This is a genomic window from Streptomyces sp. NPDC021012 (assembly GCF_044333355.1).
In the GTDB taxonomy this organism is placed as follows: Bacteria; Actinomycetota; Actinomycetes; order Streptomycetales; family Streptomycetaceae; genus Streptomyces.
Map to the genome: position 1 here is coordinate 167,383 of NZ_JBIRQU010000013.1, position 15,038 is coordinate 182,420.

The following is a 15,038-nucleotide window of genomic DNA, read 5'->3' on the forward strand; positions in this document are numbered from 1 at the left end:
GAGATGCGCCTGGTCTCACTGAACCTCTTTCATCCTCTGCTGGAGAGTGAAAGAGGTTCAGTGCCGGCCTGCGTCGCCAGATCACGTGTGGCGTATCGGCTGTCTGGCTTTGTAGGTGAGTTTCAGGTTCTGGCACAGATCTTGGGGAGCCGTCGCGGAGCGTTACCTCGATGTTCGATTGCGAGGGACTGGCTCGTGCGAGACGGCGTACGCTTTGGCGTCTGGCAGTCGGAAGTGACGCTCCCTCAGGTGCATTCCGTCCGCTCCTCTGGTCGGCTGTGGACGGTGATGGTGCTGGCCATGCAAACCGACGCACCGTTCTGGGATTCGCTGGTGTTCGAGCAGATCGCCGATGTGGATGTCGAGGCGGTTACGGCCGCGTTCGGCACGGTCGAGGTGGCGGCGAGAGGCCGCGCGGCCGCGGCGGCGTGTCCGGACTGCGGCCGCTTCTCGGATCGAATCCACGACCGTTACCAGCGCAGGCTGAAGGACCTTCCGCTCGCTGAGCAGGGCTTTGTGATCCGGCCGACGGTCCGGCGCTTCATCTGCGGGTCGGCGGACTGCCCGCGCCGCACGTTCGCCGAGCCGTTCTCCCGGCTGGCCGCCCCGTACGCACGGTTCGCCACGCGGCTCAACCACGCCCTGGGGCGAGTGGGGCCCGCGCTGGCCGGGCGGGCCGGCGCCCGACTGGCCGCCCAGCTGGGCTTCGGCGCGGGACGGATGACCTTGTTGCGCAGGGTCATGGCGCTGCCCGATCCGCGATTCAGTACTCCGCGGGTGCTGGGCGTGGACGACTTCGCGATCCGCCGCGGCCAGACCTACTCCACCGTCTTGACCAGCGTCGAAGACCATCGCGTGGTCGACGTGCTCCCTACGCGTGAAGCCGGGCCGCTGGCCGCCTGGCTGGACCGCCATCCCGGCGTGGAGATCATCTGCCGGGACCGGGCAGGCGCCTACGCCGACGGCGCCCGGCGCGGTGCCCCCGACGCTCTGCAGGTCGCCGACCGCTTTCACCTGTGGCAGGGCCTCGGCCGGGCCGTGGAGACCTGCGTCGCCGCCCACCGCGACTGCCTGCGCAACCCGACGCCCAGCGGCATGCTGCTGCAGGGCACCCGACCAACTCCCGGTCGGCCGCCGGACGACTCGGACCCCGTCGGTCGGCGGGCCGAGCGCAAGAAGGCGGCACACGCCCTGGTCCACGAGATGCTCGCCCAGGGCCATTCACGCCGGGCGATCGCCCGGCACCTGGGCTGGGGCCTCAACGCCGTGCTCCCATACGCGAACGCCGCACGCTGGCAGGACACCATCCGCGAGAACCTGCCCCGGCCCAGCAGGCTGGACCCCTACAAGCCCTACCTGGAACGGCGATTCGCCGAGGGATGCACCAGCTTCACCCGACTGCACGGCGAACTGGTCGCCGAGCATGCCCCGGTCACGTACGGCATGGTCCGCTCCCACATCGCCACCTTGCGCGGAGCTCCTTCCGATGCGCCGCCCCGGCCGCCGACGGTGCGGCAGGTGACCGGCTGGCTCACCCGCCACCCCGCGACCTTGGTCGAGAAAGACCGGGCCGGCCTGAAGGAGGTCCTGGCCCGCTGCCCTGAACTGGACACGGCCGCCGGACACGGCCGCGACTTCGGCGAGATCCTCACCGGCCGCCTCGGCGCCACACTCCCTGCCTGGATCGACGCAGTCGACGCCAGCCGGCTACCCGGCCTCACCGGCTTCGCACTCCACCTGCTCCGGGACCTCGACGCCGTAACCGCCGGGCTCACTCTCGACTGGAGCTCGGGCAGCATCGAGGGGGCCGTCAACCGCATCAAGAAGATCAAGCGGCAGCTCTACGGCCGAGCCGGATTCAAACTTCTCCGCAAGATGATCCTGCTCCAGTAATGCTCCGCGGTCACTCTCCAAGATCTGCGCCAGAACCGAGAAACAGCAGCATCGGAGTCGGGCAGGCAGTCGTCGTTCGAGATCTGTTCACTCGGGGCCTGCGGTACCCAGCTGGACAACTGGGTACGACCGGATCTGAACGGAATGAACGCCAGGCTTCGCCGTAGGTCAGGCCCGGGGCACAGAAGGGGCTACGACGCCTCAATATGCTTATCCCATGACGCATCCTCGTTGGGGACTCCAGTTCCACTGGTGGGCGGTAGATCCGTTCGACCGAGTCGGGTTGTTCTACTCCGCATTCGGACCGGTGCCCTCGGCAGCAAACGCCCATGTGCAGGTCCTGGATGAGGCGACGGCCTGGGCCAAGACGCGGCACCCGGAGTGGTTCGATGCGGGGTGTGTGGAATATGACTGTCCTCAGCACTGCGTCATCGAGCTGGCACGGGCGCCGTATCTCTTCACCTGGGACGAGGAGCACGACGATCGCTACAGCCGATACGGCGTGCCAACACAACCGCTCTTGCTGTCCGAGCTGCCTGCGGCAGTGGCTGCTGCCGTGGGGCTTATAGAAGTCGACTTCACCTTCGACCAGGCCGCGCGGATCGACCTGAGATACTCCACAGGCCGAGAGGCCATCTCGGCCTCGGCGCTCACCCCCTGGACGTACTGCCAACGGCACCCGGATGGGCGGGAGTCGCACACCGTAGGAGAACTTGGCGCCTCGTAGAGTTGTGAGTCTGCTGGCACGCAGTTGGCCGGGGGATTGGCCGCTCTCTATGCGAGCTCAGGTGCGCCGTGAGTGTGTGACAGGCCGATCGTGCAGGCGAATCCAGAACCGATCTCGTCCTCGGGGGAGCGTTCGAGTCGGGCAGCCGCGGCTCGTGACCACCCTCTTAAATCGAACGGCATCGTCACCCTCCGCGACCGCTCCCCAAGATCTGTGCCAGAACCTGAAACTCACCTACAAAGCCAACTGGGAGGCGTCCTCAGCGAAGGTGGTGTCGCGGACGTGGTGCAGAGCCTCGATCTTCCAGTGGTCGCGAATCAGTCTCGCGAGCTGGGCGGGAGTGGCCTGCTCGGCGGCCAGACTGGTGACCGCGTAGATGGTGGCGATCGTGGTCTTGCCGGTCTTGCGGTCGGTTCGGCGGCGCTTGATCTGCACGGCCTGGCGGGCGCCGGGGAAGAGCAGGTTGTTGACGGTGGCGACCTTGATCCGGCGGATCTCTGCGCGGCCGTGGCCGGTGCCGCGAGTACGTCCCTGGAGCGGGATGTCTTTCCAGGGCAGGGACCTGAGTTGTCTGCGCAGCTTCTTCTGGTTGTTCTTGACGATCGCGATGTAGTGGGCTCGGCGGCCCAGAAGGTAGGCGGCATGCTCGCGCTGGGTGTGGAGCGCATCGCTGGTGACAGTCATCCCGGCCAGGTCAGCGACGCTGTCCAGCAGCGGCTGGAAGCGGCTGGTCTAGCCTGTCTTCTCGCCGACGTCGAGCTGGACCAAGACCAGCCCGGTGGTGTGCTTGGCTCTATCGACGTCACACGACAGCGGTTGTCGACGACCTTGGGAGGCGCTCAGCGCGCCCGGATCTCGATGCCGACGAGGACGGGAGGTTCCGGTCGACACTGGGCAACGGCGGGACGATGGCCGCCACCTATGCTCGTAGCCAGCGCTTTTGTCCCGAGCTCCAGACCAGCGGCACACGGCGTCTTGCCGGTCGGAGTCGAGCTGCTGTCCGAAGCCATCGGTGTCCGATGCGGGCAGCGCCTCCCGAACCGCCTGAGAATCGCTGCTCTTCGTCATTGACAGAGCCAGAGCTGCGCGTTCTCACCAACCGAAGGACCGACCTGACCGCTGACCGGACCCGCCGGATCAACCCCTGCGCAACCAACTCACCAGCATCTTTCCGGCCAGGGCGGCGAAGGATCTTCCCTTCGCCGCCCTCGTAAACGGATATCCGGACAGCCCGTACCAAGCGGGTTACTACTGCTGGCGAGAGAAGAGGTCTTCCTCTTTAACGCCGCCGTCGATCCAGAAGTACAGAACCGATTCCCCGTCTCTCACATCCGACTGAAGGTCAACGGTCTGACCGTACTTGAAGAACTTGGAAGGATCAATATCCAGCTGAACAGAGGGGCCCAATTTCACCCACGTACCGCTCGCCGCTGAAACCCCACCAACGTCCCCATCACCCAACGGCCGAATATCCTCCCTGAACATTCCCGAAAGATGGAATTCTCCATCTTTGAGGAACTCGATCCTCGCACCGGCGCCAGTAACCCAGACACCTTCCACGCGACCGACATCAACAAAATCGCGCTGACCAGACGGCTGGCCACCACATCCCGACAGGATGATAACGGAGGCTGCGACCAAGGTTGTGAATTTCAGCTTCATTGCGGAGCTCCGTAGATAAGCGGGTATATCTGCTCCGTCCAGTAGACGTTCATTTGAACATCTTTCTGGCCGTCCGGATACCACTTCAAGATTTGATCAGATATCGCAGATATAGGGCCATTCTTCTCACCCTTATATCCACCTTCGGAGATCTTCCTAGTAGCGGACCCCTTGCTCATCTTTTGGTGCATGAAAAACTCCGCCGTCATGTACGACGAATCACCATCACCCTTCACGATACGCACATCGAGATTATACGACCCTGTCGCAACTCCAGCTCTACTCGGATCACTTTCATAACGCTTCTTCAGTCCGACAAGTGATCTGATGTCGTAGTTTAGAACATCATTCACGGGCATGACGCCAGACTTACTGAGGTTTTCGATCGAGAAATCGAAGGCATGGGTCCGCCCGTCCGCGTACAAGTCGGGCCGCGCAGAAATCAACTGTTTCACCCGCTCAATCCAGAAGTGACGGCGAAGCTCTTCGGTAAAAGTGTCACCGTCAGTGAAGTTCATTACGGGGGGCAGGACTCCGACCAGCCACATGAGGACCAACTTCAATGAGCCAGGGTCGCCAAAGTCTTCGATCGTACAGTTCGAGACACACCCGCTGATATGCGCAGTGGTGCCACTCGTATCGCCTTCATCTGCAGAGTCCTGGCCATCATGCACCTCCGCCGTGGATCCCTTGCCTGAATCCTTCAGTATGTCTGCCGGGGTCGCGCCCGTTGGCTTAGTCTTCGGAGGCGCATTACACCTATTGGCACCATTTGTACCACCACACTTAGTGTCTCCGTCGCTTTTCATCCCTGTGGGGTCAGTAAAGGTTATGGGGTTGTTGTTGGCGTAGTTGTAGCCGTTAAGGGATTGTGGTTCGTCCAGACTCAGCAGCGGGTCAGGGCTGATGAATTGGCCGAGGTTGGTGTCGTAGTCGCGGGCGCCGATGTGGGTCAGGCCGGTGGTGGGGTCGATGTCGCCATTGACGAATCCCTTGTAACCGGGCCAGAGCGCGGGGGCCGCGCCTCGCTGTCCGCCGTAGGGGAGGGTCTTGCGCCGGTTGAAGGTGAGGGTGGTGGCGCTGAAGGAGAGGGTGTTGGTGTTGTGGTGGTCGGCGACGAGGAGGCGGACCTTGCCGTCGCTGCTGGTGCGGATGGCGGAGCCGCCGGGCACGGTGTAGTAGCGGGTACCGCCGGCGATGGAGGCCGCGGTGGTGTCGGCCTTGCGGGTGAGTGCGAGTTCCTGGCCGCCGGGCAGGTAGAGAGTGGTGGTGGTCGGGTCGCGCTTGATGATCCGGGTGCCCTCGGCGTCGTAGAGGAACGACGTCGTCTTGCCCGAGATGGTGGAGGTTGCGAGCTTGCCCTCTTCGTTCCAGGTCAGGTCCTGGACGGGCCCGGCGTTGGCCGGAGCCTTCTTGATGAGGTTGCCGGTGGTGTCGTAGGTGTAGGTGTCCGTTCCGGTGACGCCGCCGGTGGCGGTGACGGTGCGGACGCCGTGGGCCTGGGCGGCACCAGCGGTGGTGGGGTAGGTGTAGGTGCGGGTGGTGTTGGCCGTGATGGTGCCGGCCTTGTGGAGGGTTTCCGTGGCGCGCTGGCCGGTGTCGGTGAAGGTCCAGCTGGTCCAGTAGGGGTCGACGGTGCCCAGGTTCGGGGTGCCGGTGCCGTTGACGGGTTTGGTGGCGCAGGCGTCGCCTGTGGTCCAGGCTTCGGTGATGCGGCGGGCCCAGTCGTAGGCGAAGCACTGCTGGTCCAGGGAGGCGCCGTCGTCCTGGACGTCACGGATGGACGTGATGTTGCCGGCCGGGTCGTAGCTGTAGGTGATGCTGGAGGGGGTGGCGGGGCCGGTCGCCTCACGGTCGATCTTGGAGGTGATCAGGCGCCGGGTGGACGTCTCGTAGGTGTTCGTCTGGTAGACGTTCTTGCCGAGGTTGCCGAGCTGGGCCTGGGCGAGCTCGCCGAAGGGGGTGTAGCCGGCGCCGCGGAGGTAGACCTGGCTGAGGGTGCCGTCGACGAGGCCGAGCATGTCCTGCGCGCCGTAGTGGTTGGTAACGGTCTCGGCAGGCAGGTGCGCGGTGGCGTTGGTGTTGGTGGTGCTGTAGGCGGCGGTTGCCGGCAGGCCGCTGACCGGGGTGGCGGTGGTGGCGACCGTGTAGGTTCCGGCGAGCAGTTCCTCTCCTGTCACCGACGGGATGGTCACCGTGGTGCCTGTGGGCTGCCCGGTGGTGTCGTAGCCCCTGATCGCGGTCTTGTATTCGGCGTTGGCGGTGATGGAGGAGTCGTAGCGGCTGGAGGTGGCGGGCAGTCCGAGGCCGCCGGCCATGTCGTAGGTCCACTCGGCGAGCTTGGTGCCGGTGACCGACCCGGTGCGCAGGCTGGTCTTGCGGCCGAGTTCGTCGTAGGTGGTGGCGAGAGTGCCGCGTGCGTCGGTGACCGTGTCGATGCGGCCGTCGTCGTTGTAGTGGGTGTGGCTGGCGCCCTTGTCGGGGTCGGTTGTGTCAGTCAGTCGGCCGCGCAGGTCGTAGGTGTACGTCCAGGTGTTTCGCTTGGACGTGTCCGTGATGGAGGCGAGCAGACCGGCCTTGTTGTAGCTGCGGGTGGTCTTCTCGTACTGGGTCGCAGCGGCGCCGATGAGCGGGTTGCGGTCCTTGTACTGGCGCTCTTCGACCGTGCGGCCGCGGGCGTCGGTGAGTGTGAGAGTGGCAGTGCCGCCTGCGGGCGGGACGCTGGCCGTCCAGTAGTCGCCGTAGGTGGTGCTGGTGCGCCACTTTTCCACGTTCAGGGAGAGCTGGATGCTCGCGGTGACGCGGCCGCGGCCGTCGTACTCACTACGCATGGCCTGCGGGATCTGGTTGGGGGTGACGACCAGCATCGCGTTCGAGACCGCGGAACTGTTGTAGAACGGCGCGTTGGTGAGGTAGGCGCGGCCGTGGTTGTCGTAGAAGGTGTCACCGACGACCCGGCCGGTGGTGCCGATGGCGTCCGACTGCGTCTGGCGGGCGCGCAGGAGCGAGTCGTAGAAGGTGGTGCTGGTGCCCCAGGTTCCGTTCTCGTAGAGCTTCTTCGAGGTGACGGTCGAGGGGACGCTGTTGGAGAGGCTGTAGGTGAAGGTCGCGTTGGGCTGTGCGGTGGTGGCGCGGCCCGTGCTCCAACCCTTGGTGAGCCGGCCCAGCGCGTCGTACTCGCTGCTCGACGTGCGGTTGTTGGCGTCCGTCGAGGTCAAGGTGACGCCGCGCATGCCGTCGAAGGTGGTGACGGTGGTGTGATCCTTGACGTTCTTGACGGTGACGGTCGTGGGCTGCGCGCCGGTGGCCGGGTCGTAGGTCGTGGTGACCGGCTGGTTGTCTTGGCCCTTGGCGGTCAGGACACGGCCGTACTCGTCATAGGTGGTCTGCGAGACGGTGTCCCAGATCGAGGTCAGGTCGCTCTTGTAGCCGGAGAGCTGTTCCGTCTTGGTGGAGTTGGCCTTGCCCGGCTCGGGCGCTGTTCCCAGAGCCTGGTTGTCGTAGTAGGTGAGGACTCGGCTGGTGACCTGCTGGGGTAGGTCGAGACACGCGGTGTTGTCGGTGGTGACGGCCTCGCTGGGATACGCGATGAGCCAGTTCGTGGTGTCCGGAGTGACGTAAGTGGTGGAGACGCAACGGGGCTCGACGCTTCCCGCGCCGTCGTCGGTCTCCTTGAGGAGGAGCCCGTAGGTGGGGTCGTAGCTGCGGGTGGTGGTGAGGGTGCGCCAGATGCCATCGTCCAGCAGGGTGCTGGCCTTCTCGGTCGCGGTCCCAGAGAGGTACGCGGTCTTGGGCTGGAGCGTGGGGGCGGGGTCGTTCGGCTTGTCGGAGTCGGTGACGCCCTTGACCGTCTGGGTGGCGGTGGCGGCGGACTCCCACGGGGTGTAGGTGGTCTTGGTGTCGATCTTGCCGCCGGTGCCGTCCTTGTCGTAGGTGGCGCTGGAGGCAACGCGTCCGGCGAAGTCCTCGCGGTCGGCGACGCCGTTGATGGTCACGCCGGGGCGGGGGCTGCCGTCGGCGAGGGTGTCGCCGGCCATGCCGAGGTAGTACGCCTTCTCGGTCTTCACCCGGTTGGTGGCACCGGTGTAGGTGCGGACGGTGCCGTAGCCTCGGAAGTCGTTCCAGGTGCGGTGTTTGTCGAGGGTGAACTCGCTCGTGTCACGGCGCCAGTTCGGACCGTTGGCGTATTCGTAGCTGGTGACCTTCGACTCGGAGCCGCTGCCGCCGGTGGTGTCGTTCTCGTCGATCCGAGTGACGAGGTACTTGTGGAACCAGTCCTTGACCGGGTCGACGTAGCCGTCCGGGGTCCACCAGGAGGGGTAGCAACGCTTGGTGTTCGTGTCCGGTGCTGCGGGCAGCGTGGTCGGGGTGCACTCGGTGGGGCTGTAGGTGACCAGGGTCTGGCCGCCGGTCTCGTTGGTGACGCTGGTGATGCGCTTGCGGTAGAGCGGGGGTCGGCCTTCAGCGGCGTCGACCCGGTTCGCCATCAGAGCGCCGCCGAAAACGGTGGGGTTCAAGGTGATGTCGGTGAGGGGGCCGGCCTTGGCGGTGCGCTGGACGGAGTCCAGCCACAGCGATGGCGTGGAGGTGTCACCGGTTGCCGGGAAGGACTGGGTCAGGGCCCAGGTGTCCACGGGCTGCAGGGTGGTGCCGACGAGGGAGTAGGTGTTGATGCTCGTCAGGCGCTGCTTGGTCCAGAACGACGGAGCGGCCTGGAGGCATTGGGTGCCGGAGGTGCAGTCCAGGTCGACGGGGGTGTCGGGCCAGCTGGTGGCGTGTGCCTTGTCGAAGGTGCAGTCCGTCGCGGTGCAGCGGTTGCCGGTGGTGAAGGTGACGCGCCCGGCGGGGTTGGTGGTGGTATAGACGGCGTCGGCGCGCAGGCCGTAGTCGATGCGGTTGAGGTAGCCGCCGCGGGTGTAGGACTTGGGGTCGTCGATCTTGCTGTTCTGCGCGTAGTGGCCCTGTTCCTTGGTGTAGTAGAGGGCCATGGCGTTGCCGTGCGGGTCGACGACGTAGTCGAGGTTCCAGCGCCAGCCCTGCTGTTCGGCCGAGGAGGCGTAGTCGTCTGCGTGGCCCTGTTCGCCGGTGTGGTTGCCGTAGACGGGGACAGTGAAGACGGAGTTGGTCTCGGTTTTTCCGGTGGCCCAGCCCGGGAGGCGGTTCTTGCCGAACCAGTACTGGGTGCCGTCGAGGCTGGTCACCTTCCAGTACTCGGAGTCCTCGTCACCCGAGTTGTTCGGCGTACTGTCGTAGACGCGCTCGATGCGGGAGCCGTCGTCGCTTTCGAGCTTCCAGGTGCTCTTGGCGGCGTCCCAGACGAGCTCGTTGGAGGAGCCGTCGAGGGAGAGGGTGGCGTTCTCCGACTTCCAGCACAGATCACCAGTCTTGATGCTGGCGTTGTTGCCGTCCTGCTTGTCGTTCTCGCAGGAGGCGTAGCGGCGCTCGATGAAGCCGGGCGAGTACTCCCAGCCCTCGCCGATCCACGACGGCTGGTTGTTCGTCGATGCCGTGCGTCCGTCGATCGCGGAGGAGTTGTAGGACAGGGCGATCTTCGGGACGAGGCCACCGGGCGCGGTGGGGACGTCGATGGGCACGCTCCAGCCGAAGCCGCCGGAGTTCCCGCCGGCAGACCAGGAGCCGGAGGCGGCCAGCGAGGTCGCCTTGAAAGACCCCTCACCACCGCTGGTTCCAGCAGTCGCCGCCAGGACGGTGGCACCTGCCGTGTTCATCGCGAGCGAGGACAGAGTGGAGGAGGTTTTGGTCGCGCCGCCGGTCGCCGAAACCTGGGGCGTGGAGGGACCGGTCGTGAGTGTGGCGCTCAGGGTGTGGTTCTTGGTGTCGTTCTCGGTCGCCAGCGGTGTCTGCTTGCGGCACTCCGGCTTCTCGGGAGACGTCAGCGCGCATGCCGGGAGTGTCACGAGGCGCAGGCGGGAGGACCACCCGGCCGCATAGGCGCCGCGGATGACCGTGTAATCGATCTCGACATTGAGCCGGTTCGCAGGGGTAGATGCCGGGTCGGTGTCGCGCAGCGACATCAGCAGGCCTTCGACTCCGGCCTTCTGGGCGGTGGCGCGGTCCTTGACCGCGAGCTCCAGCCGGTCGGAGCCGGTGCTGGTCTTCTTCGCGTGCGAGGCGGCGCGACTGAGGCGGACCGGCATTCCGCCGACCGTCACACGGTTCTGTGCTCCGGCATCAACGGTGAGCTGCTGCGTGGCGGGAGTGGGCCAGGTGACTGGCGGTGCTTGCCAGGGCGGGGCCGCTTTGCGTCCTCTCTTCAGCCCTGCGGGCATGTAGTCGGTGCCGTTGACCGACTCAGTCTTCGGCACAGGCGGAGGCCCTGGAGTTTTGGTTTGTACGGCCCATGCAGGTGCGGAAAGAAGGGAAACACTCAGGGCTGCGGAGAGAACTCCGGCAATCCCGGTTCGCGCTTGCTTCACCGCCCGCCCTTCCAGCCGCCTATAAATAGGCATGGCAAAGCCACGGCGGAACAACATTTAAACACCCACCCCGATGAAGAACATGAAAGTCCAATGATCACTCGCATCCAACACTGCGACATGCACACTTGGCAAGCACAACTGTGAAGCCTTGTTCCGGATAGACAGGTCGTCGCTCACCAATCCACGACGGCCTCCTGCAAGCGCGACCAACCGTCCAACCAGCCTTTTCATGCTCCACGAAGGGACAAAAGCCGCATGTTCTCGAGTAAGCAACACGTGGACTCCCTAACTCCTCTTGTAGCGCTATCTTCACACCGGGAACGCACCTCGAGTGCGACGAAAGGGGCGCCCGGTGTATCGCCATATCCGTACTCGGGATAGAGTCCGGCGCCGGGAGAGACAGGATTCGCTTTCTTGCCTGTAAAGACAGCCGCGTCCTCCGGAAAGGCACCACAGAACATGAGCACCACCAGATCCAGACGCGGCCGCAGGTCGATCGCTCTGGCAATAGCCGCCTCGATGGCATTGCCTGTCTCGGCGGCTGTAGCCCTGCCCGAGACCTCCGCGACCGTGAGTACCGTGGGCGAGACTGCGGGCAAGACTGCGGCGCCGGAGGCCGAGTTCGAGAAGACGGCCTTCGCTACGGCCGCACGGACGGGCCAGCGTGTGGAGATCATCGACCGTCGCGAGGAGACGGCCGAGTTCTTCGCCAACCCCGACGGCAGCACCACCCGCCGCTCCTACGCCACTCCCAAGTGGACACGGTTCGAGGGACAGTGGCGTCAGACCGATCCGACGCTCGTCAAGAAGTCCGACGGGTCGATCGCACCAACTGCTCCGGCCTTCTCCATCGCCTTCTCGGGTGGTGGCTCCCAGCCGCTGGCCACGATGGTCAAGCACGGCAAGAGGCTTGCCCTGTCCTGGCCGGGCTCCCTGCCCGAACCGGTCATCAGCGGTGACACCGTGACGTACCGCTCGGTACTGCCCGGGGTAGATCTGAAGCTCATGGCCGAAGTCGACGGCTTCGCTCAGCACTTGGTCGTCAACACCCCCGAGGCTGCAGCCAATCCAGCCCTGCGCAGCATCGAACTCGGCGTCCAGACCGACGGAGTCACCCTCACCGAAACCGCCGACCACAAGCTCCTGGCCAAGGACGAGGCCGGCGAGACAGTCTTCAGCGCGCCAGCACCCAAGATGTGGGAGCAGCCGGCGACTGCTCCCGAGGAGCAGCAGGCAGTCGCGGCCGGTATGTCGACGATGATGGCTTCTGCCGAGGCTTCGGAGTCCGAGGCCCCCAGCAGCGCCCCTGTCTCCGTGGACGTGAGCGGCAACACGCTCACGCTGGCTCCGGACCCTGGTCTTCTCGCAACGGCGGACCAGTTCCCGCTGGTCATCGACCCGCCTTTCAGCGGTGGGTCTCGTGAGAAGTGGGCGGTGGTGTACTCGGCGACGCCGAGCGCCGCCTACCCCAATGGGTCGGGCTGGAACTCCTCCACCCCGGCCGACGAGCCGCGGGTCGGGTTCAACGGTGACGGCGACACTCGTTCGTTCTTCGCCATGAACACCAACGGCCTGCAGGGTGCCACCATCACCAGCGCCAAGTTCGCCGTGATCCAGACGCACTCTTGGGCCTGCAGTGCCAGCACGACAGGCCCGATGGAACTGTGGTCCGCAAAGGACATCACCACCACTCCGACGTGGAACTCTCAAGGGAACTACTGGGGGAGCAGGCTCGACTCCGACTCCTTCCCTGGCTTCAACAAGACGTACTGCCCCGAGAACGAACCCGGGCACGAGTTCACCAGCACCGCCCTCACCAATTACGTCCAGCAGGCTGCCAACAGCGGCTGGGACCCCCTCGTCTTCGGGCTGCGCGTCCCGGACAGCTACCTCGGCGACGTGAACAGCTTCAAGCGGTTCCACAACAACCCGGTCCTTGAGGTCGACTACAACTTCAAGCCCACCGTGGAGGCCTCGGCCGCTTATGAGGGCTCCTGGGTCCCCTCGGGTGAGGGCAACAAGCCGGTGTCTTGTGGCACTGCCATCGGCAACAGTGGCGTCGCTCTCACGGCCAAGGTCAGCGACCGTGACGGCGGCATGGTCAACGCCGTCTTCTCTGTCAAGAACTCCAGTGGCACGGCTGTCTCCTTCGCGCCGAACCCGAACTATAAGTGGGTGACGAGCGGTCAGTGGGCGTCGGTAACGATGCCCTCCAAGCCCCTTGTCGACGGCACGTACACGTGGAGTGTGTATGCGATCGATGGCGAAGGCCCCGACAGTGCGCCTACCGCTGCCTGTTCCTTCACCGTCGACACCAAGGGCCCAAGCGAAGCTGTGAAGGTCCTCAACACCGACGGCAGCCCCGCCAATGAAGACGGCAGCACGACAAACCCGGACGGCACCCTCCGGCCCAGGGACCTGTATCCGGCCCGCAAGCCCGTCACGCTCCGCCTCACCCACCCCGCAGCCGACGTGGTCGGCTACTGCTGGGCCGACCACTACGTCTCCATCGGCAACGGGCGTTGCTCCAACGGAACGTGGGTGAATGCCGGCACGGACGCGAACAACACCGCCACCGTCACCTTCACCCCTGCGACCTACCCGTACAGCACCATCTACGCCGTGGCGTACGACGCCGCCGGCAACCACTCCCCAGTCGACGGCGGTAAGGAAGCGGTGCAGCTAAGCACCACTAAGTCCGAGATGGTCTACGAGCCCGGGGTCACCCCCAACACGGAGGGCGCCTACCCCCATGACCGCCGTGGAGACCTCAACGGAGACGGATACGCCGACTTCGTCGCCACCGACACCGACGGCAAGCTGTCGTTCTACGCGGGCAACGGAACTCTCGGATCCCTTGCGCCGGCACGAAACGTCGGCACCGGCGGCTGGAGCGGATCGCTCATCGCCCACGGCGGTGACCTCGCGAACCTCCTCAGCCCTACCATCGGACCGGACGGCTACGAAGACTTCCTCGTGCGTCTCTACGTCAAGGATGACGACGGCCAGTACAGGTGGAAGCTCTTCCTCTACCCGGGCAACGGAATGGGATCCCCCTGGGTCTACACCCGCCAGGAGATCAACCACCCGGCTCAGGAAGACTGGCTCGGCCTGCGCCAGATCGTACTGCCCGGCAACATCGACGGTAAGCCCGGAAACGACCTCATCACCGTCGAATGCATTTGGGACAACCCCAAAACACGCGCGAACTGCGTCAACGCCCAACTCCTGCTCTACAGCGGCAGGATCGCCGCTGACGGCTCGCAGGACCAGACCGGGACCTTCAGTACAACGTCGACCTCCCTCGGCACTGGTGGATGGAGGGACTTCACCAACCTGGCCGTAGACGACATCAACGGCGACGGCATCGACGACCTCGTCGGCCGCGAGCCCACCACCGGCAAGCTGTGGCTCTACCCCGGCAAGATCACCGGCTGCCCCGACTCCTGCACCTTCTCCCTCGGCGTCCGCTCCGAATACGGCAGCGGCGGCTGGGCCCAGCGCCCCTACCTCACCTCACCGGGCAACATCCAGGGAACCGTCAAGTCAGTCACGTTCAACGACGAGGGCACGCAGTCGAACTTCAAGCAGTTCGAACCCACGACCGGTGAAGGCTACGGCGACATCTGGGCCACCACACCCGCCGACCCCGACTCCCCCGTCCAGTACATGGACGAGTCAGGTACTTGGACGAGCAGGCTCTGCCCCACCGGCTGCCTCCTCACCTATCCCGGCGGTTCTACCGGACATGGGTTGCCTCACCTCTCGGGCACTGGTGGCTGGGCAACAGCTATCACCGGCATCTTCTAGCCGGTCCCCGACCGATCAGATTCCCATCTGCGCGGGCCGCTCCCGGAAAGGGGGCGGCCCGCCCTGTATCCCCCCAATGAGCCAGTCAAACCAGCTGACGTTTCAGAGCTAGGCCCTGTCAAAGACCTTGCTCACAAGTCACCCCACACTGAAGGACTCATGAACCAAGCAGCACGCCGTATAGCAGCCTTCAGCGCCGCCACCGGACTCCTCACCATGGCGACACTCACGAACTCCAGCACAGCCACAGCCGACGACATCGTCCTGCGGCTGTCCGTGCACGACCAGGTCGCTGCTCCCGGTACCGCGCCGCGCCTCTCCCCCAAGGTGGAGTCCGGCACCCCCGACGGCAAGACCGTGATCGCCTTCTCCACCAAGCCGCTGACCGGACCGGCCGGAGACGGAGCGGGAGTCCCCCAGGGATTCACCGCACAGGCCAACGACTGCACGGAGGTCGCCGGTCTCGTCGCCGTCTACGTCTGCGGCCCCTCAGGCCTGCGCCCCGG

At 65.3% G+C, this 15,038-nt stretch carries 7 protein-coding genes; 4 read left to right on the forward strand and 3 right to left on the reverse strand.

The features are described 5' to 3' along the window. Window positions 1-195 precede the first annotated feature (195 nt). On the forward strand, window positions 196-1,893 hold the full coding sequence (locus ACH4TP_RS33020; RefSeq protein ID WP_398440020.1) for an ISL3 family transposase: 1,698 nt from the start codon (window positions 196-198) through the stop codon (window positions 1,891-1,893). Between the two features lie 217 nt (window positions 1,894-2,110). Then, the gene (locus ACH4TP_RS33025; protein ID WP_398440021.1) at window positions 2,111-2,620 is read left to right on the forward strand and encodes a hypothetical protein; all 510 of its coding nucleotides are present in this window, start codon (window positions 2,111-2,113) and stop codon (window positions 2,618-2,620) included. Window positions 2,621-2,854: 234 nt separating this feature from the next. Here ACH4TP_RS33025 and ACH4TP_RS33030 read toward each other — a convergent pair whose 3' ends face one another. The 3 genes from ACH4TP_RS33030 to ACH4TP_RS33040 all read right to left on the reverse strand — a co-directional run bounded on the left by ACH4TP_RS33030 (window position 2,855) and on the right by ACH4TP_RS33040 (window position 10,440). Next, a complete protein-coding gene (locus tag ACH4TP_RS33030; RefSeq protein WP_398440031.1) occupies window positions 2,855-3,334 on the reverse strand; it encodes an ISAs1 family transposase in 480 nt (159 codons plus the stop codon). Between the two features lie 534 nt (window positions 3,335-3,868). Then, window positions 3,869-4,282 (reverse strand): hypothetical protein, encoded by a 414-nt coding sequence (locus ACH4TP_RS33035; protein WP_398440022.1) that lies wholly within the window; start codon window positions 4,280-4,282, stop codon window positions 3,869-3,871. Further along, a complete protein-coding gene (locus ACH4TP_RS33040; RefSeq protein WP_398440023.1) occupies window positions 4,279-10,440 on the reverse strand; it encodes an RHS repeat-associated core domain-containing protein in 6,162 nt (2,053 codons plus the stop codon). Before ACH4TP_RS33040 ends, ACH4TP_RS33035 begins: the two co-directional genes overlap by 4 nt. An 861-nt stretch (window positions 10,441-11,301) precedes the next feature. On the opposite strand from ACH4TP_RS33040, the gene ACH4TP_RS33045 reads away from it, so the two are divergent. Both ACH4TP_RS33045 and ACH4TP_RS33050 read left to right on the forward strand, forming a co-directional pair. After that, window positions 11,302-14,532 (forward strand): FG-GAP repeat domain-containing protein, encoded by a 3,231-nt coding sequence (locus ACH4TP_RS33045; RefSeq protein WP_398440024.1) that lies wholly within the window; start codon window positions 11,302-11,304, stop codon window positions 14,530-14,532. Window positions 14,533-14,748: 216 nt separating this feature from the next. Then, window positions 14,749-15,038, forward strand: a 290-nt coding sequence (locus ACH4TP_RS33050) for a hypothetical protein (RefSeq protein ID WP_398440025.1), incomplete at its 3' end; no start/stop codon positions are given.